Origin of the sequence: Enterobacter cloacae complex sp. P14RS (genome assembly GCF_014895895.1) — a bacterium.
Lineage (GTDB): Bacteria > Pseudomonadota > Gammaproteobacteria > Enterobacterales > Enterobacteriaceae > Enterobacter > Enterobacter bugandensis.
This window is the reverse complement of the sequence record NZ_JADBQM010000021.1, coordinates 1-22,536: the sequence shown is the minus strand read 5'-3', so window position 1 is coordinate 22,536 and position 22,536 is coordinate 1. Positions and strand designations below refer to the sequence as shown.

Genomic DNA, 22,536 nt, shown 5'->3' with positions numbered 1-22,536 from the left:
TATGCTGGTAAATCTTTGCGACTATAAACAAAGCGTCACGCTTATTGCCAACAGCGGCGTGCAGTTCCTGGATTTCGGCCTGACGCCGCAGGACACCGCCAGCAACGGGCGCTTCGTACGTAAAACCGCGAACGGCCCCCTTTTGCGACTCGATTTCGACCTGGTGAACGGGCGCTATACCCTGCCGGGGACGAACGGCGGTCAGCCTGAAGTGGTTAAACCGGAAACCACCATTCCGCTGCATCAGTCCCTTGCCGTGCTGGACGGCGTCTGGCTTCCAGTGCCCTTCCTGCGCTTCAACCCGCCGCGGACCTTTGTGGAAGGACCTGATAACTGGGCGCGCGTTCAGGTGCGCAAGCTCGAGAAGCCCGACACGGCAGGCAACTCGCACCGCGTCACCCTCGCGCTCGACAGCCAGATCGCGGAGCATGCCACCTCCGCCCTGTCACCGGTTGAAAACGATATTCTGAATGGAACCCGCTTTGCGCTGGCGTGGCGCGATAGTGAGGTAGAAAGCTTCCTCGACCAGACCTGGATTGACGGCTGGCTGCGCGAGGCATTTACCCAGTATGCCGACGGCGTTGAAAACCGCTCTGAACGCGACCTGCATCAGGCGATGCGCAGTTTTGAATATCAGGCCCACTGGCTCAATGTACTGACCATGCTCGGTGAACAGCTCACCATTCCGGAAGTGAAATTTGTCACCCACACGCTCAGCACGCCTGCCATTCCGGTCGACCTGATCCTCGACGTGGGCAACACCCACACCTGCGGCGTCATTATTGAAGACCACGGTGATGCAAACGACGGGCTTCGGCAGACCGCCGAGCTGCAGGTTCGTTCGTTAAGCGAGCCGCAGTTCCTGAACGAACCTCTCTTTACCAGCCGTCTTGAATTTTCCGAAGCGCGTTTTGGCAAACAGCACTTCTCGGTGGAAAGCGGTCGCGAAGATGCGTTTGTCTGGCCGTCGATTGTTCGCGTGGGCGATGAAGCCCGCAAGCTGGCGATGCAGCGCCTGGGAACCGAAGGTAACAGCGGCATCTCCAGCCCGCGCCGCTACCTGTGGGATGAAACGCCTGTCGTGCAGGACTGGCGCTTCAGCCAGATGAACGGCAAAACCCAGCGTGAACCGCTCGCCACGGCGTTTCCGCTGATGAACCTGATGAACGATGACGGTGAGCCGCTGTTTACGCTGCCGCAGGACGAGCGGCTGCCGGTCTTTTCGCCGCAGTACAGCCGCAGCACGCTGATGACGCACATGCTGTGCGAGCTGCTGGCGCAGGCGCTGGGCCAGATCAACAGCGTCGCCACCCGCCTGCGCCTGGGCTTCCCGGCCTCGCCGCGCCAGCTGCGCACCCTGATCCTGACCCTGCCCTCGGCCATGCCGAAGCAGGAGCGCGAGATTTTCCGTCGCCGCATGTTTGAAGCCATTGCCATCGTCTGGAAAGCGATGGGCTGGCACCCACAGGATGAAGATTTTGCCACCCGCAAGCAGCAGGAAAAAAGCGTGGTGCCGGTCCCTGAGATCCAGATGGAGTGGGATGAAGCCAGCTGCGGTCAGCTGGTCTGGCTGTATAACGAAGCGATTTCCCGTTTTGGCGGCCAGACGGAAGCCTTTTTCGCCTCCCTCGCCCGCACGGATCGTGAACCTGAGCCGGGCGTGCAGCCGGGCCGCGCATTACGCGTCGCGTCTATCGACATCGGCGGTGGCACCACGGATATGGCAATAACCCATTACCAGCTTGATGACGGCTCCGGTAATAATGTCAAAATCACCCCGCAGCTGCTGTTCCGCGAAGGGTTCAAGGTGGCGGGCGACGATACCCTGCTGGACGTGATTCAGCGCTATGTCCTGCCCGCCCTGCAAACGCAGCTGCAGAAATCCGGCATTGCGGACGCCTCACTGCTGATGGCGTCGCTGTTCGGCGACTCCGGGCGTATTGATACCCAGGCGGTACTGCGCCAGCAAACGGCGCTTCAGCTCTTTATGCCGATTGGCCACGCCATTCTTTCCGCGTGGGAAGCCAGCGATATTGACGATCCGCTGGCGGGCCTGCATGCCACCTTTGGCGAGCTCCTTGCGCAGAAACCAACCCGCAACGTGATGAACTATCTTCAGCAGGCAATCGATCATGCCCTGCCGGCGGGCTCAGAGGCGTTCGACCTGTTCGCCGTGCCGCTGCACGTGAACTTCCGCGAAATGCAGGATGCAATGCTGGCCGGTCAGTTTACGCTGACCTCGCCGCTCCACGCGGTGTGTGAAGCGATTTCCCATTACAGCTGCGATATTCTGCTCATCACCGGGCGCCCGGGCTGCCTGCCGGGCGTTCAGGCGCTGATTCGGCATCTGCAGCCGGTGCCGGTCAACCGCATCGTCTGGCTGGATAAATATCAGGTTCACGAGTGGTATCCCTTCAGCCAGCAGGGGCGCATAGGCAATCCGAAATCGACCGCCGCGGTGGGGGCCATGCTCTGCAGCCTGGCGCTCGATCTGCGTCTGCCGCGCTTTAACTTTAAGGCCGCGGACATTGGCGCCTATTCCACCGTGCGCTATCTGGGCGTGCTGGATAACACCGTCAATACCCTGCGCGAGGAAAACGTCTGGTATCAGGATATCGATCTCGATAAACCCGGCGCGAAGCTTGACGCGCGGCTGCACTTCCCGCTGCGCGGTAACGTCACCCTCGGCTTCCGCCAGCTGGCGAATGCGCGCTGGCCCGCCACGCCGCTTTATACGCTCAGCATCAACTCGGCTGAACTGGCAAAAGCGATTGCCGGCGACGGCGTGCTGAACGTGCGGCTTAAGCTCTGCGGCGGCAGCAAATTAGAGGGCCCTGAGTCCTTCGAGCTCAGCGATGCCTGGCTGCAGGACGGCACGCCGGTTGCGCCTGACGCGTTAACCTTCAAACTGAATACTCTGGCCGATCGCCGACACAGCGGTAGCCACTACTGGATCGACAGCGGGAGCGTATACCTGAAATGACAGCGACCACCACCACCACCCAGGCCTTGATCGGGTGGATTAATGAGACGCGCCTGACCGCCCCTGTGCTGGATAACGATGCTGATGCCCTGCTTGCTCGCATCAACGCGGCGCAGGCGCGGGAGCATGCCATTGAACGCGCCCTGACCCGCCGGAGCAGCATTGGGCTTTACGGCCATTCTCAAAGCGCCAAAGCGCACCTGCTGCTGTCGCTGTGTGGCAGCGGTAACGGGCGCCTGAACGTGATGCCGGGCCAGCGCACCTTTGACTATTTTTCGCATATCAACCCAGGACATGCCCTGACCAACATGGCCGTGCGCTTCACCCGAGACACCCCGGAGGTAGCGGATGAGGCGTTTCCGCTGCGTCTGAACCTGGTCACCGAGGCCGAACTGGTACAGCTGTTTATTGCCCGCACGACGCTGCACCCGCAGATGCGCGCGGTGGATAAGGCGGTCATTGAGACGCGTCTGGAGAAATGGCGCGGCCTTCGCCAGCCGCAGAGCGTGCCCGGCATCACGGCGCAGGATGTGGGTGCGATTTCGCGTTTCTGGCAAAGCACGGTACCCGCCGCGAGACAGCAAATTGATGACGCCCTGTGGCATGAGTTTGCCCAGCTGGTGCCATCGCTCGATCTCAGCACCCGCGCCAGCGTCTGGTCGCTGCTGTGGGGCGAGCAACAGGAGTTAACCCAGCAGTGGCTGAAGCTTGCCCACGTGCTGCATCAGACCAGCCATGCGAGCGAGCTGGCTGCGCCGCTGAGCCTGCTGGTGGACAGCTTTGGTCTGCCTGGTGAAGGGTTCCTGACGCATGGCACCTTAACCCAGCAGGAAACTCAGGAGACGCTGCTTCATCCGCTGAACAACGGTGAAATGCTCAACGCCATCAGCATCCCGGTCGACGTGCTTGCTTTCCTTACCCGCGAGCTGGTCTTGCCGGTTGAGAATGGCGCGCTGGATAACGTTGATATCATTGATATTCCGGTCTATGAAGACGGCAGTGCCGATCCTTTAGTACAGGCTAAATGTCAGTGGCTGCTTGAACATTACCGCCAGCAGCTCCAGCCGGATGTGCTGGTTATCTGCAACGCGACAGCGCGGCACGAGCAGACGGCCCAAAAAGCAAAAGTGTTAATTAACTGGATTAAAGAGACCCAGCCTGCCGAGGAGTCTGCCCTGCCGGGGCTGGTATGGGCGATCACCCCGCATGACGCTCGTTTCACTACCCGACAGAATCTCGATGAAGCCGTACAGCATCTGCTGGGCAAGCCAGGCCTGCGCTGGGGAACTCTGCAGGCGCTGGACAGCCACAGCATGCAGCGCGTCATTGAGTGGCTGTCTCAGGCGACGCTCCCGGCACAGCGGCAGAAGCGCCTTGGCACGCTGAAAAACCTGCTGCGGCAGGAGATCGCGTCGCTGATGCAAAGCTATCTGGCGCCGCTGGTTGAGGAACCGGGTACACGACGTGCTCAGGCCGAAAACATGGTGCGCACGCTGCAAAGCAGCGCCGCCCGTCACGGCGAGCTGCTTGAGGGCCTGCTGCCGCCGCTGAAAGCCTTTGAAACGCTGCTCGCCGTTCAGCAGCCGCGCGAGGAGCAGGTGAACGGGCTGTTCACGGACACCATCGATCTGTTCGCCGATAACGCCCAGGAAAGCGCAGGACGATTCCAGACAAAAGACAAAGCGCGCCTGGCGCACAGAGTATGGATAAATCATCTGCGCCAGTGGAGCCGCAATGAAGCTACCGCCGCCCGTCTTGGTCTGGAGCCCGCGGTGCTGCAGCAAATCGCGGATGTGCTGGTGGTAACCAGCTACCGGCTTAATCTGCCGCAACAGCTTCAGCGCATTGTCGACGCGGATAAAAGCAGCGCGGCGCAGCTGCATGCGGTGATAGGGAATTTCGTTGGCTGGCTGGGTTACGACCAGACCCCGTCAGCAGAACGCCCCGCAAGCCGCATTCGCAAAGGTCAGGCAATCTTTGTTACGCCCGTCGTCAGCAGTGCCGCACCGCGCCTGACGCGTCTGGGGGAGCAGCCTGTTCATGCGGCCACCGCGTACGTTTACGACTGGCTGGTTGCCCTCTATAGCCGGGCAATCGAAAACATTGATTATCAGCATCCGCATGATGTTCAGCCTGACGCACGTCGGGCACTGCGGGCTTTAATCCTGTAGCGGCCTATCTTGCCGGGTAGCGCTGCGCTTACCCGGCCTGTATTCCGCGACGATAATCACGCCGCCATACACTCCGCTAACGCCTGCGCCAGTGCCGACGGGTTTTCCCACGACATGGAGTGCCCCGCCGCAGGGATGATTTTGACCTCAACGCCCTTCAGCTTCAGATTATCCACATCGTCATCCGGCAGTGAGAGCTCACCAAAAATCAACGTCACCGGGCAAGGCAGCGACAGAAATTGCGCTTCCCAGTCCGGCTCAACACCGGCGACCAGGCTTGATGCGCCGCGCCAGACGGCATAGGGTGCATTGCTTTGCAGGCACCCGGCCCAGGCGGTGGTCTCTTTACGGAGCATGGCATTATAGCCCTGCGCCACAAACTGGTGTTCGGTTTGCGCCGCAATAGCGCGGCTAAACATCCCCCCACCGGCGTGAAAATTGGGCTCCGACACCATCAGTCCCTTCACGCGCGGTGCCAGCAGCCCCGCCGTTTCTATAGCAATGCTGCCGCCCATGCTGTGACCGTATAACCAGAAGGCATCCAGCTGAAGATGGTCAATCAACTCCGCCACGACGCGCGCCTGTTCAGTCGTTTTATAGCTGTAATGTTCAGGCTTATCGCTGTAACCGCTGCCGGGTAAATCGATGAGAATAGCTCTGCGCCCGCCAAACTGAGGGTCTCGGACGACGCGAGGATATTCATAGGAAGAGGCGCAGCCCAATCCGTGGATAAAGACTACGGGATCGCCAGAGCCGGGCAAATCATGCCAGCGCACGGTGCAACCCGCATGCTGCGAGTAAAAACTGTTCATAAGCACTCCTTTTACGATGCACTGTGTATTTATACAGCTATCGTAACTGGAATGCTATGTTCATCTTTCGAACTTGGAAGGATGCTTCAGAAAAGAGAAATCAGCAGCGCAACGGGGAAACTCATCGGCCAGGTCGACCCGACCAGAAACGCGCTAAGCAGGCGGATGCGCTTGCGGTCTTTAGAAAGGAACCAGGTAATTAATGCACAGATGGAAGCCATCACTGCGTAAAAAACCAACATCTTTTGATACAACGTCATTCTGTATACCAGAGCCGAAAAAATAACCGCACGCAATATGCGTCAAATGTTGATACAGATCAAGTTTTTTCATTACATAATAACCACTTAAATATTAAGGCTAATAACAACTGAGTATTTTGTATTACAAACAGGGGGAGCCACCCATTATCTTTATTGATAACATGCAAGTTAAATGCACTTTTTGATAAATTCTCTCTTCCGCAAAGGCGTCTAATAAAGGCAGACATACATGGGAGGCAATATGCTACGCATTCCGCAAAGCTGTATTCATACCCGCTCTACCCCTTTCTGGAATAAAGAAACCGCCCCCGCCGGGATCTTTCAGCGTCATCTCGATACGGGTACCCGTCCGGGCGTTTATCCCCGCCTGTCCGTTATGCAGGGTGCCGTCCGTTACCTGGGTTATGCTGATGAACATGTCCCTGAGCCTGACAGCACACTGATTATCAGGGCCGGCCACTTCGGTGTTTTTCCCCCTGAGAAATGGCATCACATCGAGGTGATGAGCGACGACACGCTGTTCAATATTGAATTTTTCGTCGAACCAGAGGTGTTGAAGTCGCTTTGAGCGGCTTTTATTTACGAGGAAACCTTTATGCTACGTATCCCTGAGAATGTTGTTCATACCCGCTCCACGCCATTCTGGAACAAAGACACCGCGCCAAAAGCGCTTTTCACCCACCATAATACGAAAGCCAGCGTATATGGCCGTTTGTCGGTGATGCAGGGTGCGGTGCGCTATTTCGGTTTCCCGAACGCTGACGCGACCGAACCGGATCTGGAGCTGGTGATTGAAGCCGGATCGTTTGGCATCTCACCGCCAGAGAAATGGCACCGCATCGAGCTATTGACCGACGATACCTATTTCAATATCGACTTTTTTGCCGATCCTGCTGTTACGCTTCAGGGCGCGGGCATCGGCAAAGTGGTCAATACACATAAGGAGTAACCGCATGGGTAAAGCAACGTACACAGTGACCGTGACCAACAACAGCAACGGCGTCTCGGTGGATTATGAAACAGAGGCCCCCATGGAGTTGCTCATCCCCGACATCGCCGCAGATGTGGTAAAAGATCTGGTGAATACCGTCCGCGCTTACGACACGGAAAATGAGCACGAGGTGTGTGGCTGGTAAAGCAAACGCCCGGCGATGCCGACCGCCGGGCATGATTTCCTAGTGTTTTATCATCACATGCCGGACAACCGTATAATCCTCAAGCCCATACACCGACATATCCTTTCCATAGCCAGACAATTTCATGCCGCCGTGCGGCATTTCGCTCACCAGCATAAAGTGGGTATTGACCCAGGTGCAGCCGTACTGCAGGCGCGCGCTCAGGCGATGGGCGCGTCCCACGTCTTTCGTCCAGACCGACGACGCCAGGCCGTATTGCGAATCGTTCGCCCAGGCCAGGACCTGCGCTTCATCGTCGAATTCGGTGACGCTCACCACCGGTCCAAACACTTCGCGCTGAACGATGGCATCCTCCTGTTTCGCCCCGGCCAGCAACGTTGGCTGGAAGTAGTAGCCCGCCCCCTCTTTTTTGCTCCCGCCCGTCACCACGCGGATATGGCCAAGGGCTTTCGCCTCGTCAACCGCCTGACAGACGCGTGAAAGATGGGCAGCCGAGCTGAGCGGACCGAGTTCAGTAGATTCATCCTCCGGGGCACCCATTTTGAGGCTGGCGACCGCGGCACCGAGCTTTTCCACCAGCTGGGCATAGATCCCCTTCTGGGCATAGATACGGCAGGCCGCCGTACAGTCCTGCCCGGCATTGTAGAAACCAAACGTCCGCACGCCTTCTACAACCGCATCCAGGTCGGCGTCATCGAACACGATAACCGGCGCTTTACCGCCCAGCTCCATGTGGGTGCGCTTAATGGAGGACGCCGTGTGGCCGATGATATGCTCCCCGGTGGCAATCGAACCGGTCAGCGACACCATGCGCACTTTTTCATGTCCGGTGAGCGGGTCGCCCACCGTTTTCCCGCGGCCAAACAGCACGTTGAGAACGCCAGCCGGGAAGATATCTTTCGCCAGCTCCGCCAGCTTTAACGCCGTTAGCGGCGTGATTTCAGACGGCTTGATGACCACACAGTTACCGGCCGCCAGCGCAGGCGCCAGCTTCCATGCCGCCATCATCAGCGGGTAGTTCCACGGCGCGATAGAGGCAACCACGCCCACCGGGTCGCGGCGGATCATCGACGTGTGGCCGTCAAGGTACTCACCCGCGGCCAGCCCGTTCAGGCAGCGGGCCGCCCCGGCGAAGAAACGGAAAACGTCGACCACTGCGGGAATTTCATCGCCCAGCGCACAGTGCAGCGGCTTGCCGCAGTTGAGGGATTCGAGCCGGGCAAACTCTTCGCCATGCACTTCAATCGCATCCGCGAGCTTCAGCAGGCACTCGGCGCGCGTTTTCGGTGTCGTTTGTCCCCACTCAGCAAAAGCCCGGTCGGCGGCCTGAACCGCCGCGTCGACCTGTGCCGCTGACGCTTCAGCAATCTCCAGCAGCACCTCTCCGGTGGCTGGGTTATAGACCGGCTGTTTTTCTCCCTCTCCGGCAACCAGTTCACCCTTTATCAGCAGATGTGTTTGCATAGCATTGTCCTGTTCAAATCAATGTTATTTCCCGCCGCCGGCGATGTTCTCGCCGTCGCGGGTTAGCCACCAGGCTCCCAGAATGGGGATGGTTGTTACCAGCATCACCAGCAGTGCAACGACGTTGGTGACCGGCACGTCGCGCGGACGGCCTAGCTGATTGAGCAACCACAGCGGTAACGTGCGTTCGTGTCCCGCCGTAAAGGTTGTGACGATAATTTCGTCAAACGACAGGGCAAACGCCAGCATTCCCCCGGCCAGCAGCGCGGAGCCCAGGTTGGGCAGCACCACATAGCGGAAGGTTTGCCATCCGTCGGCCCCGAGATCCATCGACGCTTCCACCAGACTCCAGGAGGTGCGTCTGAACCGGGCAATCACGTTATTGAAGACCACCACCACGCAGAACGTGGCGTGCCCAACCACGATGGTGAAAAACCCCGGCTCAAGGTTGATTGTTTTGAACGCTGTCAGCAGCGCCAGGCCGGTGATGATCCCCGGCAACGCAATCGGCAGCAGCAGCAATAGCGAGATCGCGTTCTTGCCAAAAAACTCGCTTCGCCAGAGCGCCGCTGCAGCAAGCGTGCCAAGCACGAGGGCTATCGCGGTGGATAGCGCGGCAACCTGAAGTGACAACGTCACTGATTCGATGATATCGCCGCGCCCCGCCGCCGCAGTAAACCACTTAAGCGTCAGCCCCTGAGGCGGAAAGCTGTAGGCAGCATCTTCGGTATTAAAGGCATAGACTGCGATAATCAGCAGCGGGAAGTGCAGGAAGATGACGCCTCCCCACGCTGCCACTTTCAGGAACAGCGGTGCGCGTTCAGAGTGCATCGAATGCTCCCAGACGCTTCACGAACGCCAGATAGAGTGAAATCAGCACGATGGGAACCAGCGTGAACGCGGCGGCCATGGGCATATTGCCGATTGCCCCCTGCTGGGAGTAGACCATGTTACCGATGAAAAACCCCGGCGGCCCGACCAGCTGCGGTACGATGAAATCCCCCAGCGTCAGGGAAAAGGTGAAGATTGAGCCCGCGGCAATGCCCGGGATAGCCAGCGGCAGAACGACATAGCGGAAGGTCTGGCGCGGGCGCGCGCCGAGGTCGGCTGAGGCCTGCAGCAGCGAGGCCGGCAGACGTTCCAGCGCCGCCTGAACGGGCAGGATCATAAACGGCAGCCAGATATAGACGAAGACCAGAAACCGTCCCAGCCCGGAGGTGGATAAGGTGTTGCCCCCTACCGCGGGTAGCGTAAGGATCGAGGTCAGGAGCGGCTCCAGCCCCAGGTGGTTGAGGAACCATTGTGCCACGCCGTCCTTCGCCAGCAGCAGCGTCCAGGCGTAGGCTTTGACGATGTAGCTCGCCCACATTGGCAGCATCACGGCGATATAGAAAAACGCTTTCCACTTGCCGCGGGTGTATCGCGCCATGTACCAGGCCATCGGGAACGCCAGAATTGCGCTAGCAATCGTCACCGCAATCGCCATCGTTAACGTGCGCAGGATGATGTCGTAGTTTGCCGGATTGAAGAGCGCCAGTATGTTCGCCAGGGTCAGATCCGGCGTGACCGCCATGGTGAAATCGTCAAAGGTGTAAAAACCCTGCCACAAAAGGGTCAGCAGCGATCCTAAATAGACAATGCCAAACCACATCAGCGGTGCAAGCAGAAGCAGGAACAGTCCGAGCGACGGTTTACGCCAGAACAGTGACGTAATGCGGCTGATGCGGCCGCGCGGGGCGGGAGGGTGCGCGACACTCATAGCCATTTCACCTCTCCTCCTGCAGGCGAATCATCGCCTCGCGCGACCACGACGCCGTGACGGCCTGCCCCGGCGCAATGCCGCTTAGCGGCGAGAAATCGCTGAGATTGGCCTGGCTCACCAGCAGTTTGGCACCGTCGGTGAGCCTGATCTCAAGGCGCGTGGCAGCCCCCTGATACTGAACGGCCTGGACGACGCCCTGCACCTGAACCTCACCGCCCTCATTCAGGCGGATATGTTCCGGACGCAGGGAATAGCTGCCCTCCATGCCGCAGACTTTATGCGCAAGGCCTGCATCGAAGACGTTCGAGGTGCCGACAAAACCGGCGACAAACGGCGTGCGCGGGCGCATGTAGAGATCGCGCGGGGTATCGACCTGCTCGATGCGCCCATTATTGAACACCGCCACCCGGTCCGACATAGAGAGGGCTTCACCCTGATCGTGGGTGACGAAAATAAAGGTGATGCCGAGTTCCTGCTGAAGTTTCTTCAGCTCGAACTGCATCTGCTCCCGCAGCTTGAGATCGAGCGCGCCTAACGGCTCGTCGAGCAGCAGGACGCGCGGTTCATTCACCAGCGCCCGCGCGATGGCCACACGCTGGCGCTGGCCTCCGGAAAGCTGCGAAGGCTTGCGGGCGACGGCAAAGCTTAAGCCCACTTTTTCCAGCGCGTCGCGAGCCTGCGCGTGGCGTTTTTTCTTGTCGACGCCTTTCACCATCAGCCCGTAGGCGACGTTATCGAGGATCGACATATGCGGGAACAGTGCGTAATCCTGGAATACGGTGTTCACGTCCCGCTCCCACGGCGGCAGCGCGCTCGCCTCTTTGCCAAAGATAGATATCGTGCCGCCTGACAGCTGCTCAAAGCCGGCAATCAGACGCAGGCAGGTGGTTTTGCCGGAGCCCGAAGGCCCCAGCATGGAGAAGAATTCTCCGTCACGAACGGCAATGGTGACCCCATCCACCGCCCGCACGTCGCCGTACAGACGGGAAACGTCATTAAACTCTACCGCGTACGTCATGTTCTGCTCCCGGATGATTAACGACCACCCATGATGGCGATGTAATCCTGCGTCCAGCGGCTGTAAGGCACATATTTTCCGCCTTCTGCGATGGGGGTTTTCCAGAACATGATTTTGTCAAAATAGTTATAGCCGTTGGTTTCACAGCCCTTGTCACCCAGCAGCGTGCTGGCCTTACACCCTTCAGGCACGACGGGCAGCGAGCCAAACCATGCCGCCAGATCGCCCTGCACTTTCGGCGTGAGCGACCAGTTCATCCACTTGTAGGCGCACATCGGGTGTTTTGCCTGCGCATGCAGCATGGTGGTATCCGCCCAGCCGGTCACCCCCTCTTTCGGGAAGACGGTGGCAACGGGCTGGTTCTCGCCCTTCAGAGCATTCGCCTGATACGGCCAGGCGCTGGAGGCCACGACGCCTTCATTTTTGAAGTCGCTCATCTGGACGGTGGTGTCATGCCAGTAGCGGTGGATCAGGGCATGCTGGTCGCGAAGTACTTTGAGCACGGCGGCATACTGTTCTTCAGTGAGCTGATACGGGTCGCTAATACCCAGCTGCGGCTGAGTGGCTTTGACGAACAACGCCGCATCGGCGATATAAATCGGGCCGTCGTATGCCTGCACGCGTCCCTGATTGGTTTTGCCGTCCGGCAGATCCTGCTTCGTAAAGACCACGCTCCAGCTGTCCGGCGGCGTCGGGAAGGTTTTGGTGTTGTACATCAACAGATTGGGCCCCCACTGATACGGCGTGCCGTAGACCTTGCCGCCCACGTTAAACCACTCGCCCTTCACGATGCGCGGGTCAAGGGTTTTCCAGTTGGGGATCAGTTCCGGGTTAATCGGCTGAACGCGTTTTCCCATAATCAGGCGGAGCGAGGCATCACCTGACGCGGTGACAAGGTCGTAACCTCCCTTCGCCATCAGGCTGACCATTTCATCGGACGTGGCCGCCGTTTTAACGTTGACCGCGCAGCCGGTCTCTTTTTCAAACTGGGTAACCCAGTCATAATTTTTATCCGTCTGTCCGCGTTCGATGTACCCCGGCCAGGCGATAATATCCAGTCGGCCTTCCCCGTCGCCAATGGCCTTTGGTGGTTCTGCGGCTTGCGCGGTCATGATAGTCATGCCGAGCGCGCACAGGCTGCTGCGGGCAAATTTTTTGCTCATAAGAGTTACTCCTGTCGCAATGAAATTTAGCGGCAGCCGTGCCGTAAAAATATCTCCCTTATTAAACGTAGACCGCGCAAATGCGCCGCACCGTTCGGCTTAAGGAAATTTCATCAAGGTGTGACCGAGGACGCATTCCCCGTTAACTGGATTATAGACAAGGAGTTAGCCGCGAAAGCCGGTATGCAGATTTCATATGATACGGCACCGCAAAATATTTGCCGTGCCGTCGTCAGGATAAAAAATGATTATTTAAATAAAGGGGAAAAGTTATTCCATCATTGTGCTAATTAATTTACCTAACTGAATGACCGCCTGCTCTTCCCGCTCGCCCCACGCCCAGGACGTATTAAACCGGAAGAACGGCGTCCACGCGTCAGAGGTGGAAAACATCTTTCCGGGCGCAATGCTGATGTGGTGCGTTAAGGCCTTTTCGCTCAGCAGCCCCGCGTCCAGCCGCGCAGGTAGCTCCAGCCATAAAAAGTAGCCGCTGTCGTTGTGGTGGATTTTGACGCCGGCGGGCATATGGCGCAGAAGCGACTGCCACGCCTGTTGTTTTCGCTCGGCGAGGGTTCGTCGCAGGCGGCGCAGATGGGCGTCGTAGCGTTTTGTCGCCAGGTAGTCCACCAGCGCCAGCTGCATGGGGGAACTGGTTGAAAGCGTGCTCATCAGCTGCAGCTGCTGAATGCGGCGCGCGTGTTTTCCTGCCGCCACCCAGCCGATGCGAAACCCCGCCACCAGGCATTTTGAAAAGGAAGAGCAGTGAAGCGTCATATCTACCCGGTCCCAGGCTTTGGCCGGAAGCGGTTTTTCGCGACCAAAATAGAGCTCGCTGTAGACATCGTCCTCGATCAAGGTGACGTTGTGCTCCGTCAGGAGCGCGACCAGACGCGCTTTTTTTTCCGCACTTAGCGTAAAGCCAAGCGGGTTTTGGCCGTTGGTCATGAGCCAGCAGGCTTTTACGGGGTAGTCGTTCAGCGCCTGCTCCAGCGCATTCAGATCGATTCCCTCCCGGACATCTGTGGCGACCGACAGCGCTTTTAGCTTCAGACGCTCCAGCGCCTGCAGCGCGCCGTAAAAACACGGGTTTTCAACAATCACCCAGTCTCCAGGCTCCGTCACCGCCTGCAAACTCAGGTTGAGGGCCTCAAGTGCGCCTGCGGTAATGACGATCTCGTCCGGCGAGATGTTCATCCCCTGCTGCGCATAACGGCGCGCAATGGCGTGACGGAGTTCAGCGTTACCGGGCGGCAGGTTCTCAATTACACTCATTGCGGTAGCGGTTTTACTGACGTTTGCCAGCGAGCGGTTGAGCTGCTGAAGCGGGAAAAGCCGGGGGTCGGGAAACGCGGAGGCGAAAGGAACAACGGACGGATCGCGGCTGGCCTGTAAGACCTCGAAGATATATGTGTTGATATCTACCGCTTCATCACGCATTACCTGGGCAGGCGGCGCAGGCTGTTGTGCGGTCGGGCGCGAGGCAACGTAATAGCCCGACTGCGGCCTGGCGACAATGCGCCCCTGACTTTCCAGCATCTGATACGCGTGGCCAACGGTCATAAAGCTCATGCCGCTGCTTGCCACCTGCTCTCGCAGGGAAGGCAGCTTATCGCCTGGCAGCCAAACGCCAAGCTCAATCTGCGAGATAATTTGTTGCGCCAGACGTTGGTATTTTTTCATCAGATTCTCCTTATTGCCGACAGTGTATATCAGCAGGAGAAAAAGAGAAGATTTTGCTAACTGTTATAGTTTAAGTAAAAATTACTTACGGTACTCGGTAACGTGGCTTTGCGCCTGACGCGCAGCGGCCAGGTGATCGAGCGTGATCATTGACGATTTGCAAAAGATGCATTTCGCACCGAGCGGGTTTTTCTCAGATACATCAAAGACTGAGGTACGGTACTGCGAGCCATGACAGCATGGGCAGCGGAAATGGATATAAGAAGTCATAGGATTCTCCTGTGAACGTAAAAACGTAAATTACTCATGAGCCGATCAGGCAATATTGGTTTTAAACAAAACTAATCGGAATGTAGATAAAGACCCAAGAGAGGCTGCGGAGAGGCACAACGTGATGAGAACTGCTTTATGAAACTACGTCAGATATTTTTTTGGACTCAAAACCAGAAGACCATTAACGCACGGCGATGACGACAAAGCAAGCGGTTTAATGCGGAAAATTCATAAAAAGAATATTTTTATTCCTCGTTGGCGAGGTATATCTGATAGCTAAAGCATACGTTTTATGCCAACTGTTATGGTTAAAAATCACTTTTCTGCGTCTGAAAGTCCGAACGTTGCCCCTATAGCATAACAGTACACCGTTTGACATTGAGGCTGTGCATGTTTGGTTTAGATGCTTTTCACCTTGCGCGGATACAGTTTGCCTTTACCGTATCCTTTCACATTATTTTCCCGGCCATCACCATCGGCCTGGCCAGCTATCTTGCCGTGCTCGAAGGGCTGTGGCTGAAAACAAAAAATCCGGTCTGGCGCTCGCTGTACCATTTCTGGTCGAAAATTTTCGCCGTCAACTTTGGCATGGGCGTGGTCTCCGGGCTGGTGATGGCCTATCAGTTTGGCACCAACTGGAGCGGCTTTTCGCAGTTTGCAGGCAGCATTACCGGCCCGCTGCTGACCTATGAAGTGCTTACCGCCTTCTTCCTCGAAGCCGGGTTCCTCGGCGTGATGCTGTTCGGCTGGAATAAAGTGGGGCCAGGGCTGCACTTCTTCTCCACCTGCATGGTGGCGCTGGGCACCATTATCTCAACCTTCTGGATCCTCTCCTCGAACAGCTGGATGCAGACCCCGCAAGGCTACGAGATCGTCAACGGTCAGGTGGTACCGGTGGACTGGTTCGCCGTGGTATTTAACCCCTCCTTCCCCTACCGCCTGCTGCATATGTCGATTGCGGCATTCCTGAGTAGCGCCCTGTTTGTCGGTGCATCCGCGGCATGGCATCTGCTGCGCGGGAATAATACCCCTGCCATTCGGGCGATGTTTTCGATGGCGCTGTGGATGACGCTGATTGTTGCACCCATCCAGGCCCTGGTTGGCGATATGCACGGGTTGAACACCTTAAAGCATCAGCCCGCCAAGATTGCCGCTATTGAAGGCCATTGGGAAAATCCGCCGGGCGAGCCTACCCCACTGCTGCTGTTTGGCTGGCCTGACATGGAGCTGGAACGCACCCGCTTTGGAGTGGCGATCCCGGCGCTGGGTAGCCTCATCCTGACGCACAGCCTGGATAAACAGGTCCCTGCGCTAAAAGAGTTTCCAAAAGAAGACCGTCCTAATTCCACCATCGTCTTCTGGTCGTTCCGCATTATGGCGGGCTTAGGGATGCTGATGATGCTGCTTGGAGTAGTGGCGCTTTGGCTGCGTTATAAAAAGCGGGTTTATTCTTCGCGTCCGTTCCTGTGGTTTGCGCTGCTGATGGGGCCATCCGGGCTGATTGCCATTCTGGCCGGATGGGTCACCACCGAAGTCGGCCGCCAACCGTGGGTGGTCTACGGACTCCAGCGAACAAAGGATGCGGTTTCAGCCCATGGTGACCTGCATATGAGCGTGAGCCTGCTGGCCTTCTTCGTCGTCTATAGCTCGGTATTTGGCGTGGGCTACAGCTATATGGTGCGCCTCATCCGAAAAGGCCCGCAGCCGCATGAATCGTTCGCCACCGAGTCCGATGGACGCCCGGCGCGCCCGCTTTCTGCCGTCACAGCTGAACATAAGGAGCAGCCATAATGGGTATCGATCTTTCCATTATCTGGTTTGTCATCATCGTCTTTGCCACGCTGATGTATATCGTCATGGACGGGTTTGATCTGGGAATCGGTATTCTGTTCCCGGCAACACAAAACGCCGACGATCGCGACGTGATGGTCAACAGCGTCGCACCGGTCTGGGACGGCAATGAAACCTGGTTGGTGCTAGGTGGTGCCGCCCTGTTCGGTGCATTTCCACTGGCCTATGCGGTGATTGTTGATGCTCTGACCATTCCGCTGACGTTAATGCTGATCGGACTTATATTCCGCGGCGTGGCGTTTGAATTTCGCTTTAAAGCCACGCCGGCCCACCGTCCTTTCTGGGATAAGGCGTTTATTGGCGGTTCCGTTCTGGCGACCTTTACCCAGGGCGTGACGGTAGGTGCCGTCATTAACGGCTTTAGCGTCACTGGCAGAACGTATACCGGCGGACCGTTTGACTGGTTTACCGCGTTTAACCTGTTCTGCGGCGCGGGTCTGGTGGTGGCCTACGCGCTGTTAGGCTCAACCTGGCTGGTGATGAAAAGCGAAAATGCGCTGCAGCAGCGGATGCGTGAGGTGTCGAAAACGCTGTTAATCGTGCTGCTGGCGTTTATCGCAGCGATCAGCCTCTGGACGCCGCTGGCGCACCCGGCCATCGCGGCGCGCTGGTTTACGCTGCCGAATCTGTTTTATCTGCTGCCCGTCCCTGCCCTGGTCGTCATGTTTAGCTTCTACCAGTGGCGCTGCCTGAGTAATCCTGACAGCCATGCTCGGCCGTTTATTCTGACGCTGGGGCTAATATTTCTCGGCTTTAGCGGGCTTGGGATCAGCATCTGGCCGCATATCATACCGCCGTCGATCACCCTGTGGCAGGCCGCCGCGCCGACGCAAAGCCAGGGCTTTATGCTGGTGGGCGCGCTGTTGATCATTCCCGTTATTCTGGTCTACACCTTCTGGAGCTACTACGTATTTCGCGGCAAAGTTCAGCCTGGGGAGGGTTATCACTGATGCAACAACCTGTCTGGAAAAGATTGCTGTGGCTGGCCATTATCTGGGGCGGCAGCGTACTTGCGCTGGCAGCAGTCAGCATGCTATTTCGCATGCTGATGACGGCTGCCGGGTTTAAATCGCATTAAACTTCATTCCGGGCAGCCCTGCGCTGCCCGTCACCACCCCGCACTTTCAGATAAACCCCATTAACGCACCGCAGAGTATCGTTACACTGGTAAAAGATTCACAGAATTTATTATTTGAGAAGAAAAATGAAAAAGCTCATCGCGTTAAGTGTTATCAGCCTTGTCCTCAGCGGCTGCGTTAATCCGGGCAAAGCATCCGTTCAGCCGGATCAGCTGAAGAGCCACCGTTTTGTTCTGGAAAACGTGGACGGCAAATCCGTGAAGGGCATGACAACGCAGCCTGAGATCGCTTTTAACGCGCTTCCCGACATTAGCCTCATTGATAACATTAGCGTTTCGGGCCAGATGTGTAACCGCTTCAACGGGCAGGGAAAGCTGTCCGAAGGTGAGCTGAAAGTGAAAACGCTGGCGATGACCCGCAAACTTTGTACCGAACCACAGCTTAACGAGCTGGATCAGGCCATCGGCGACATGCTGCGCAAAGGGGCGCAGGTCGACCTGACTGAAGACCAGCTGACGCTGGCGACGGCCGATAAGACGCTGATGTTTAAGCGAGCAGAATAATCAGTAGCTACCGCAGCTTCCAACGGCAAGCGACTGTTCACTGCAGCGTTTGCCGTTTGGCAAGGCGCACATCCCAATAGCCGAACCGTCAAGCTGGCGGGCAACAGACAGCGAGCCGCCAATCATGGCGCAGTTGGCCTGGCCTGAACTGGACATTGCCGCTTTCATTCCCGGCGCCACGTGGGCCGCCGTGGCCTGCTGCACAGGTTCACTGCTACATGCCGACAACAACAACGCGGCACACCCTACCCAAAATGCTGAACGCATGCTCTCTTCCCCGTAATTAGTGCGAAACCTAAGCATAATAGGCATCACATCCCGTGTCGTCGAGAGCGGAAGTGCGTATTTATGCGCCGCTGAAACAATTTCTCGCAATTTTTTCGCCCTAAGTTTGATCTAACCATTGATGGTGGGAATACCGAGGACACAAAAGCGAAAATCGTAAAACCCCCTGTTTGCTAGACTACACAGATAATATTCAGGGTTTGTCGCCTTATGACAGCCCCCTATTTTTTGCGCAATGTAAGGGTGTCGTCCTATGCAAACTATTGACGGTAATGGTGCAGTTGCCTCAGTCGCGTTTCGCACCAGTGAAGTTATCGCCATTTATCCGATCACGCCAAGTTCAACTATGGCCGAGCAGGCGGATGCCTGGGCGGGAAACGGGTTAAAAAACGTCTGGGGCGATGTCCCGAGAGTGGTTGAAATGCAGTCTGAAGCGGGTGCGATTGCTACGGTCCACGGTGCGCTGCAGACTGGCGCGCTTTCCACGTCGTTCACCTCCTCTCAGGGATTGCTGTTGATGATCCCAACGCTGTACAAACTCGCGGGTCAACTGACCCCCTTCGTCCTGCACGTCGCGGCGCGTACGGTGGCCACCCACGCACTCTCAATTTTTGGCGATCACTCGGACGTGATGGCCGTGCGCCAGACCGGATGCGCGATGCTGTGTGCCAGCAGCGTTCAGGAAGCGCAGGACTTTGCCTTAATTTCGCATATCGCCACGCTCAAAAGTCGCGTGCCGTTTATTCACTTCTTTGATGGTTTCCGTACCTCTCACGAAATCAACAAAATCGTCCCGCTGGCTGACGAGACTATCCTTGAGCTTCTGCCGCAGGCGGAAATCGACGCGCATCGCGCCCGCGCCCTGAACCCGGAACATCCGGTAATTCGCGGGACATCGGCAAACCCGGATACTTATTTCCAGTCACGCGAGGCCACAAACCCGTGGTACAACGCGGTTTATGACCACGTCGAGCAGGCAATGAATGACTTTGCCGCCGCAACCGGACGCGAGTACAAGCCGTTCGAATATTACGGCCATCCGCAGGCCGAGCGCGTGATTGTGCTGATGGGATCTGCTATCGGCACCTGTGAAGAAGTCGTTGACGAGCTGCTGACCCGCGGCGAAAAGGTCGGCGTGCTTAAAGTGCGTCTTTACCGCCCGTTCTCGGCTAAACATCTGCTCTCTGCCCTGCCGGAAAGCGCGCGTACCGTGGCGGTGCTCGATCGAACCAAAGAGCCGGGCGCACACGCGGAACCGCTGTATCTTGACGTGATGACCGCTCTCGCTGAAGCCTTTAATAACGGCGAACGTGAAACGCTACCGCGCGTTATCGGCGGTCGCTATGGCCTGTCTTCCAAAGAGTTTGGCCCGGACTGCGTGCTGGCCGTGTTTAACGAGCTAAGGGAAGCGAAACCCAAGCCGCGTTTCACGGTCGGTATTTATGATGATGTAACGAATCTTTCCCTGCCTTTACAGGAAAATACCCTGCCTGCGACGGCCAAACTTGAAGCGCTGTTCTACGGCCTGGGCAGCGACGGCAGCGTCTCGGCCACCAAAAACAACATCAAGATCATCGGCAATTCAACCCCGTGGTACGCGCAGGGTTACTTCGTCTACGACTCCAAGAAAGCCGGCGGTCTGACCGTTTCTCACCTGCGCGTCAGCGAGCAGCCCATCCGCTCGGCCTACCTTATTTCTCAGGCCGACTTTGTTGGCTGCCATCAGCTGCAGTTTATCGACAAGTATCAGATGGCTGAGCGCCTGAAGCCCGGCGGTATTTTCCTCCTCAATACGCCATACAATGCGGATGAGGTCTGGGCGCGCCTGCCGCAGGAAGTACAGACGGTGCTGAATCAGAAAAAAGCCCGATTCTATGTGGTTAACGCGGCGAAAATTGCCCGCGAATGTGGCCTGGCCGCGCGTATTAATACCGTCATGCAAATGGCCTTCTTCCATCTGACCAATATCCTGCCGGGCGACAGCGCGCTGGTGGAACTTCAGGGCGCCATCGCCAAAAGCTACAGCAGCAAGGGGCAGGAGCTGGTAGAGCGAAACTGGCAGGCGCTGGCGCTGGCGCGCGAGTCGCTGTTCGAGGTGCCGCTGCAGCCGGTCAATGACGCCAGCCCGAATCGCCCTCCGGTGGTCTCGGATGCCGCACCTGATTTCGTGAAGTCCGTCACGGCCGCCATGCTGGCCGGGCTGGGTGATGCCCTGCCCGTCTCTGCGCTGCCGCCGGACGGAACCTGGCCGATGGGCACCACCCGCTGGGAAAAACGCAACATCGCCGAAGCGATCCCCATCTGGAAAGAAGAACTCTGTACCCAGTGTAACCACTGCGTCGCGGCCTGCCCGCACTCTGCCATTCGCGCCAAAGTGGTGTCACCGGAAGCAATGGAAGATGCCCCGGCCAGCCTGCACTCTCTGGATGTAAAATCCCGCGACATGCGCGGCCAGAAATACGTTCTGCAGGTCGCACCGGAAGACTGCACCGGGTGTAACCTGTGCGTTGAGGTCTGCCCGGCGAAGGACAGGCAGAACCCGGACATCAAAGCCATCAATATGATGTCGCGCCTTGAACACGTTGAAGAAGAAAAAGTGAATTATGACTTCTTCCTGAACCTGCCGGAAATCGATCGCAGCAAGCTGGAACGCATTGATATTCGTACCTCGCAGCTGATCACGCCGCTGTTCGAGTACTCCGGCGCATGCTCCGGCTGCGGTGAAACGCCGTACATCAAACTGCTTACCCAGCTGTATGGTGACAGGATGCTGATTGCCAACGCCACCGGCTGCTCGTCTATCTATGGCGGTAACCTGCCCTCCACGCCGTACACCACCGATGCGAATGGGCGCGGTCCGGCATGGGCAAACTCCCTGTTCGAGGATAACGCCGAATTTGGTCTGGGCTTCCGACTCACCGTTGACCAGCACCGCGCGCGTGTGATGCGCCTGCTTGAACAATTTGCCGATAAGATCCCGGCTGAACTTAACGCGGCGCTACATGCAGAAGCCACGCCAGAGGTTCGTCGCGAGCAGGTAGCTGCACTTCGCAACGCACTGAAGGGAATTGACGGCGCAGAACAGCTGATGACCGACGCGGACGCGCTGGTCGAAAAATCGATCTGGCTGATTGGCGGTGACGGCTGGGCTTACGACATCGGCTTTGGCGGGCTGGATCATGTGTTAAGCCTGACCGAAAACGTCAACATTCTGGTTCTGGATACGCAATGTTATTCCAATACCGGTGGGCAGGCATCGAAAGCCACGCCGCTGGGCGCCGTCACGAAATTTGGTGAACACGGTAAACGCAAGGCACGTAAGGATCTCGGCGTGAGCATGATGATGTACGGCCACGTTTACGTCGCGCAAATCTCGCTGGGGGCGCAGCTTAACCAGACGGTGAAAGCCATTCAGGAGGCTGAAGCGTATCCGGGGCCGTCGCTGATCATTGCCTACAGCCCGTGCGAAGAGCATGGCTACGACCTGGCCCTAAGCCACGATCAGATGCGTCAGCTGACGGCCACCGGCTTCTGGCCGCTCTACCGGTTCGATCCGCGCCGTGCGGACGAGGGCAAATTACCGCTGGCGCTGGATTCACGTCCGCCGTCAGATGCCCTGGCAGAGACGCTGATGCAGGAACAGCGCTTCCGCCGTCTGAATGCGCAACAGCCTGAGGTGGCAGAACAGCTCTGGAAAGACGCCGCCGAAGATCTGCAAAAACGGTATGACTTCCTGGCACAAATGGCGGGTAAAGCCGAAAAATCAACCAGCGACTAACTCCACTGCCCGGCTTGTCCGGGCATTTTTTTGCCATAAAAAAAGCCCGATGTCTTCACATCGGGCTAATCCAGATAATTAATGAATCTCTCTTTAGTTTCCCAAATGACATTCACGATAATTATGGATAAATAATCTTAAAGGCATATAACGCCGCAGAGATTACCTGATTCAACCGCTGATTAATAATTTTTATTTAATATGAATCATTTTCAATCATTCACCACAACGATGATCATTTCCGCGGATTTATTC

The 22,536-nt window shown here is 57.3% G+C and carries 20 protein-coding genes; 10 read left to right on the top strand and 10 right to left on the bottom strand.

Annotated elements, in window-relative coordinates; translation table 11 throughout:
- The first annotated feature begins 1 nt into the window (after position 1).
- Both IM295_RS16210 and IM295_RS16205 read left to right on the top strand, forming a co-directional pair.
- The gene (locus tag IM295_RS16210; RefSeq protein WP_193066957.1) at positions 2 to 2,983 is read left to right on the top strand and encodes a virulence factor SrfB; all 2,982 of its coding nucleotides are present in this window, start codon (positions 2 to 4) and stop codon (positions 2,981 to 2,983) included.
- Positions 2,980 to 5,154, top strand: coding sequence for a virulence factor SrfC family protein (locus IM295_RS16205; protein WP_193066956.1), 2,175 nt, complete (start codon positions 2,980 to 2,982; stop codon positions 5,152 to 5,154). The genes IM295_RS16210 and IM295_RS16205 overlap by 4 nt, the downstream gene beginning before the upstream one ends.
- 56 nt (positions 5,155 to 5,210) lie before the next feature.
- On the opposite strand, the gene IM295_RS16200 is transcribed toward IM295_RS16205, so the two are convergent.
- Together IM295_RS16200 and IM295_RS16195 are read right to left on the bottom strand one after the other, a co-directional pair.
- Positions 5,211 to 5,966, bottom strand: a complete 756-nt coding sequence (locus IM295_RS16200; protein WP_047365021.1) for an alpha/beta fold hydrolase — start codon at positions 5,964 to 5,966, stop codon at positions 5,211 to 5,213.
- A gap of 86 nt (positions 5,967 to 6,052) precedes the next feature.
- The gene (locus tag IM295_RS16195) at positions 6,053 to 6,226 is read right to left on the bottom strand and encodes a GhoT/OrtT family toxin (protein WP_014883956.1); all 174 of its coding nucleotides are present in this window, start codon (positions 6,224 to 6,226) and stop codon (positions 6,053 to 6,055) included.
- A gap of 244 nt (positions 6,227 to 6,470) precedes the next feature.
- Here IM295_RS16195 and IM295_RS16190 point away from each other — a divergent pair, with 244 nt between their 5' ends.
- Genes IM295_RS16190 through IM295_RS16180 form a run of 3 tightly spaced genes read left to right on the top strand, consistent with a single transcriptional unit; the run spans position 6,471 to position 7,365 of the window.
- Complete coding sequence (locus tag IM295_RS16190) at positions 6,471 to 6,797, top strand: DUF1971 domain-containing protein (RefSeq protein WP_045260685.1); 327 nt, start codon at positions 6,471 to 6,473, stop codon at positions 6,795 to 6,797.
- A 27-nt stretch (positions 6,798 to 6,824) separates the two neighbouring features.
- Positions 6,825 to 7,178: a DUF1971 domain-containing protein gene (locus IM295_RS16185; protein ID WP_193066955.1), complete on the top strand. Its 354-nt coding sequence runs from the start codon at positions 6,825 to 6,827 to the stop codon at positions 7,176 to 7,178.
- Between the two features lie 4 nt (positions 7,179 to 7,182).
- Positions 7,183 to 7,365, top strand: coding sequence for a DUF1869 domain-containing protein (locus tag IM295_RS16180; RefSeq protein ID WP_193052033.1), 183 nt, complete (start codon positions 7,183 to 7,185; stop codon positions 7,363 to 7,365).
- A gap of 39 nt (positions 7,366 to 7,404) precedes the next feature.
- On the opposite strand, the gene patD is transcribed toward IM295_RS16180, so the two are convergent.
- From patD to IM295_RS16145, 7 genes are all read right to left on the bottom strand, one after another.
- Positions 7,405 to 8,829, bottom strand: coding sequence for an aminobutyraldehyde dehydrogenase (patD, locus tag IM295_RS16175; RefSeq protein ID WP_193066954.1), 1,425 nt, complete (start codon positions 8,827 to 8,829; stop codon positions 7,405 to 7,407).
- Positions 8,830 to 8,853: 24 nt separating this feature from the next.
- On the bottom strand, positions 8,854 to 9,660 hold the full coding sequence (locus IM295_RS16170) for an ABC transporter permease (protein ID WP_041909768.1): 807 nt from the start codon (positions 9,658 to 9,660) through the stop codon (positions 8,854 to 8,856).
- Complete coding sequence (locus IM295_RS16165) at positions 9,650 to 10,594, bottom strand: ABC transporter permease (RefSeq protein ID WP_041909766.1); 945 nt, start codon at positions 10,592 to 10,594, stop codon at positions 9,650 to 9,652. Before IM295_RS16165 ends, IM295_RS16170 begins: the two co-directional genes overlap by 11 nt.
- A 1-nt stretch (position 10,595) precedes the next feature.
- Positions 10,596 to 11,609, bottom strand: a complete 1,014-nt coding sequence (locus IM295_RS16160; RefSeq protein WP_193066953.1) for an ABC transporter ATP-binding protein — start codon at positions 11,607 to 11,609, stop codon at positions 10,596 to 10,598.
- Between the two features lie 17 nt (positions 11,610 to 11,626).
- Complete coding sequence (gene ydcS / locus IM295_RS16155; RefSeq protein WP_028013307.1) at positions 11,627 to 12,772, bottom strand: putative ABC transporter substrate-binding protein YdcS; 1,146 nt, start codon at positions 12,770 to 12,772, stop codon at positions 11,627 to 11,629.
- A gap of 270 nt (positions 12,773 to 13,042) precedes the next feature.
- Positions 13,043 to 14,452, bottom strand: coding sequence for a PLP-dependent aminotransferase family protein (locus tag IM295_RS16150; RefSeq protein WP_049136489.1), 1,410 nt, complete (start codon positions 14,450 to 14,452; stop codon positions 13,043 to 13,045).
- Between the two features lie 81 nt (positions 14,453 to 14,533).
- Positions 14,534 to 14,722 carry a hypothetical protein gene (locus IM295_RS16145; RefSeq protein ID WP_028013309.1) on the bottom strand — a complete coding sequence of 63 codons (189 nt, stop codon included), beginning with the start codon at positions 14,720 to 14,722 and terminating at the stop codon, positions 14,534 to 14,536.
- 393 nt (positions 14,723 to 15,115) lie between these two features.
- On the opposite strand from IM295_RS16145, the gene IM295_RS16140 reads away from it, so the two are divergent.
- The 4 genes from IM295_RS16140 (at position 15,116) to hslJ (ending at position 18,218) form a co-directional block, all read left to right on the top strand.
- On the top strand, positions 15,116 to 16,516 hold the full coding sequence (locus tag IM295_RS16140) for a cytochrome ubiquinol oxidase subunit I (RefSeq protein WP_193066952.1): 1,401 nt from the start codon (positions 15,116 to 15,118) through the stop codon (positions 16,514 to 16,516).
- Positions 16,516 to 17,526, top strand: a complete 1,011-nt coding sequence (gene cydB / locus IM295_RS16135; RefSeq protein WP_045630504.1) for a cytochrome d ubiquinol oxidase subunit II — start codon at positions 16,516 to 16,518, stop codon at positions 17,524 to 17,526. The genes IM295_RS16140 and cydB overlap by 1 nt, the downstream gene beginning before the upstream one ends.
- Positions 17,526 to 17,654 (top strand): DUF2474 domain-containing protein, encoded by a 129-nt coding sequence (locus tag IM295_RS16130; protein ID WP_008501283.1) that lies wholly within the window; start codon positions 17,526 to 17,528, stop codon positions 17,652 to 17,654. The genes cydB and IM295_RS16130 overlap by 1 nt, the downstream gene beginning before the upstream one ends.
- A gap of 126 nt (positions 17,655 to 17,780) precedes the next feature.
- Complete coding sequence (hslJ, locus tag IM295_RS16125) at positions 17,781 to 18,218, top strand: heat shock protein HslJ (protein ID WP_028013312.1); 438 nt, start codon at positions 17,781 to 17,783, stop codon at positions 18,216 to 18,218.
- Here the strand turns inward: hslJ and IM295_RS16120 are convergent, their stop codons facing one another.
- A complete protein-coding gene (locus IM295_RS16120) occupies positions 18,219 to 18,485 on the bottom strand; it encodes a DUF333 domain-containing protein (RefSeq protein ID WP_028013313.1) in 267 nt (88 codons plus the stop codon).
- Between the two features lie 271 nt (positions 18,486 to 18,756).
- On the opposite strand from IM295_RS16120, the gene nifJ reads away from it, so the two are divergent.
- Entirely contained in the window at positions 18,757 to 22,281 is a 3,525-nt protein-coding gene (gene nifJ, locus IM295_RS16115; protein WP_193066951.1) for a pyruvate:ferredoxin (flavodoxin) oxidoreductase, read from the top strand.
- The last annotated feature ends 255 nt before the right edge of the window (positions 22,282 to 22,536 follow it).

Bases quoted from the DNA above. Each gene is read 5' to 3' on its own strand.
- IM295_RS16210 (WP_193066957.1), top strand. From the start codon at position 2: ATGCTGGTAAATCTTTGCGACTATAAACAAAGCGTCACGCTTATTGCC.
- IM295_RS16205 (WP_193066956.1), top strand. From the start codon at position 2,980: ATGACAGCGACCACCACCACCACCCAGGCCTTGATCGGGTGGATTAAT.
- IM295_RS16200 (WP_047365021.1), bottom strand. From the start codon at position 5,966: ATGAACAGTTTTTACTCGCAGCATGCGGGTTGCACCGTGCGCTGGCAT.
- IM295_RS16195 (WP_014883956.1), bottom strand. From the start codon at position 6,226: ATGACGTTGTATCAAAAGATGTTGGTTTTTTACGCAGTGATGGCTTCC.
- IM295_RS16190 (WP_045260685.1), top strand. From the start codon at position 6,471: ATGCTACGCATTCCGCAAAGCTGTATTCATACCCGCTCTACCCCTTTC.
- IM295_RS16185 (WP_193066955.1), top strand. From the start codon at position 6,825: ATGCTACGTATCCCTGAGAATGTTGTTCATACCCGCTCCACGCCATTC.
- IM295_RS16180 (WP_193052033.1), top strand. From the start codon at position 7,183: ATGGGTAAAGCAACGTACACAGTGACCGTGACCAACAACAGCAACGGC.
- patD (WP_193066954.1), bottom strand. From the start codon at position 8,829: ATGCAAACACATCTGCTGATAAAGGGTGAACTGGTTGCCGGAGAGGGA.
- IM295_RS16170 (WP_041909768.1), bottom strand. From the start codon at position 9,660: ATGCACTCTGAACGCGCACCGCTGTTCCTGAAAGTGGCAGCGTGGGGA.
- IM295_RS16165 (WP_041909766.1), bottom strand. From the start codon at position 10,594: ATGGCTATGAGTGTCGCGCACCCTCCCGCCCCGCGCGGCCGCATCAGC.
- IM295_RS16160 (WP_193066953.1), bottom strand. From the start codon at position 11,609: ATGACGTACGCGGTAGAGTTTAATGACGTTTCCCGTCTGTACGGCGAC.
- ydcS (WP_028013307.1), bottom strand. From the start codon at position 12,772: ATGAGCAAAAAATTTGCCCGCAGCAGCCTGTGCGCGCTCGGCATGACT.
- IM295_RS16150 (WP_049136489.1), bottom strand. From the start codon at position 14,452: ATGAAAAAATACCAACGTCTGGCGCAACAAATTATCTCGCAGATTGAG.
- IM295_RS16145 (WP_028013309.1), bottom strand. From the start codon at position 14,722: ATGACTTCTTATATCCATTTCCGCTGCCCATGCTGTCATGGCTCGCAG.
- IM295_RS16140 (WP_193066952.1), top strand. From the start codon at position 15,116: ATGTTTGGTTTAGATGCTTTTCACCTTGCGCGGATACAGTTTGCCTTT.
- cydB (WP_045630504.1), top strand. From the start codon at position 16,516: ATGGGTATCGATCTTTCCATTATCTGGTTTGTCATCATCGTCTTTGCC.
- IM295_RS16130 (WP_008501283.1), top strand. From the start codon at position 17,526: ATGCAACAACCTGTCTGGAAAAGATTGCTGTGGCTGGCCATTATCTGG.
- hslJ (WP_028013312.1), top strand. From the start codon at position 17,781: ATGAAAAAGCTCATCGCGTTAAGTGTTATCAGCCTTGTCCTCAGCGGC.
- IM295_RS16120 (WP_028013313.1), bottom strand. From the start codon at position 18,485: ATGCGTTCAGCATTTTGGGTAGGGTGTGCCGCGTTGTTGTTGTCGGCA.
- nifJ (WP_193066951.1), top strand. From the start codon at position 18,757: ATGCAAACTATTGACGGTAATGGTGCAGTTGCCTCAGTCGCGTTTCGC.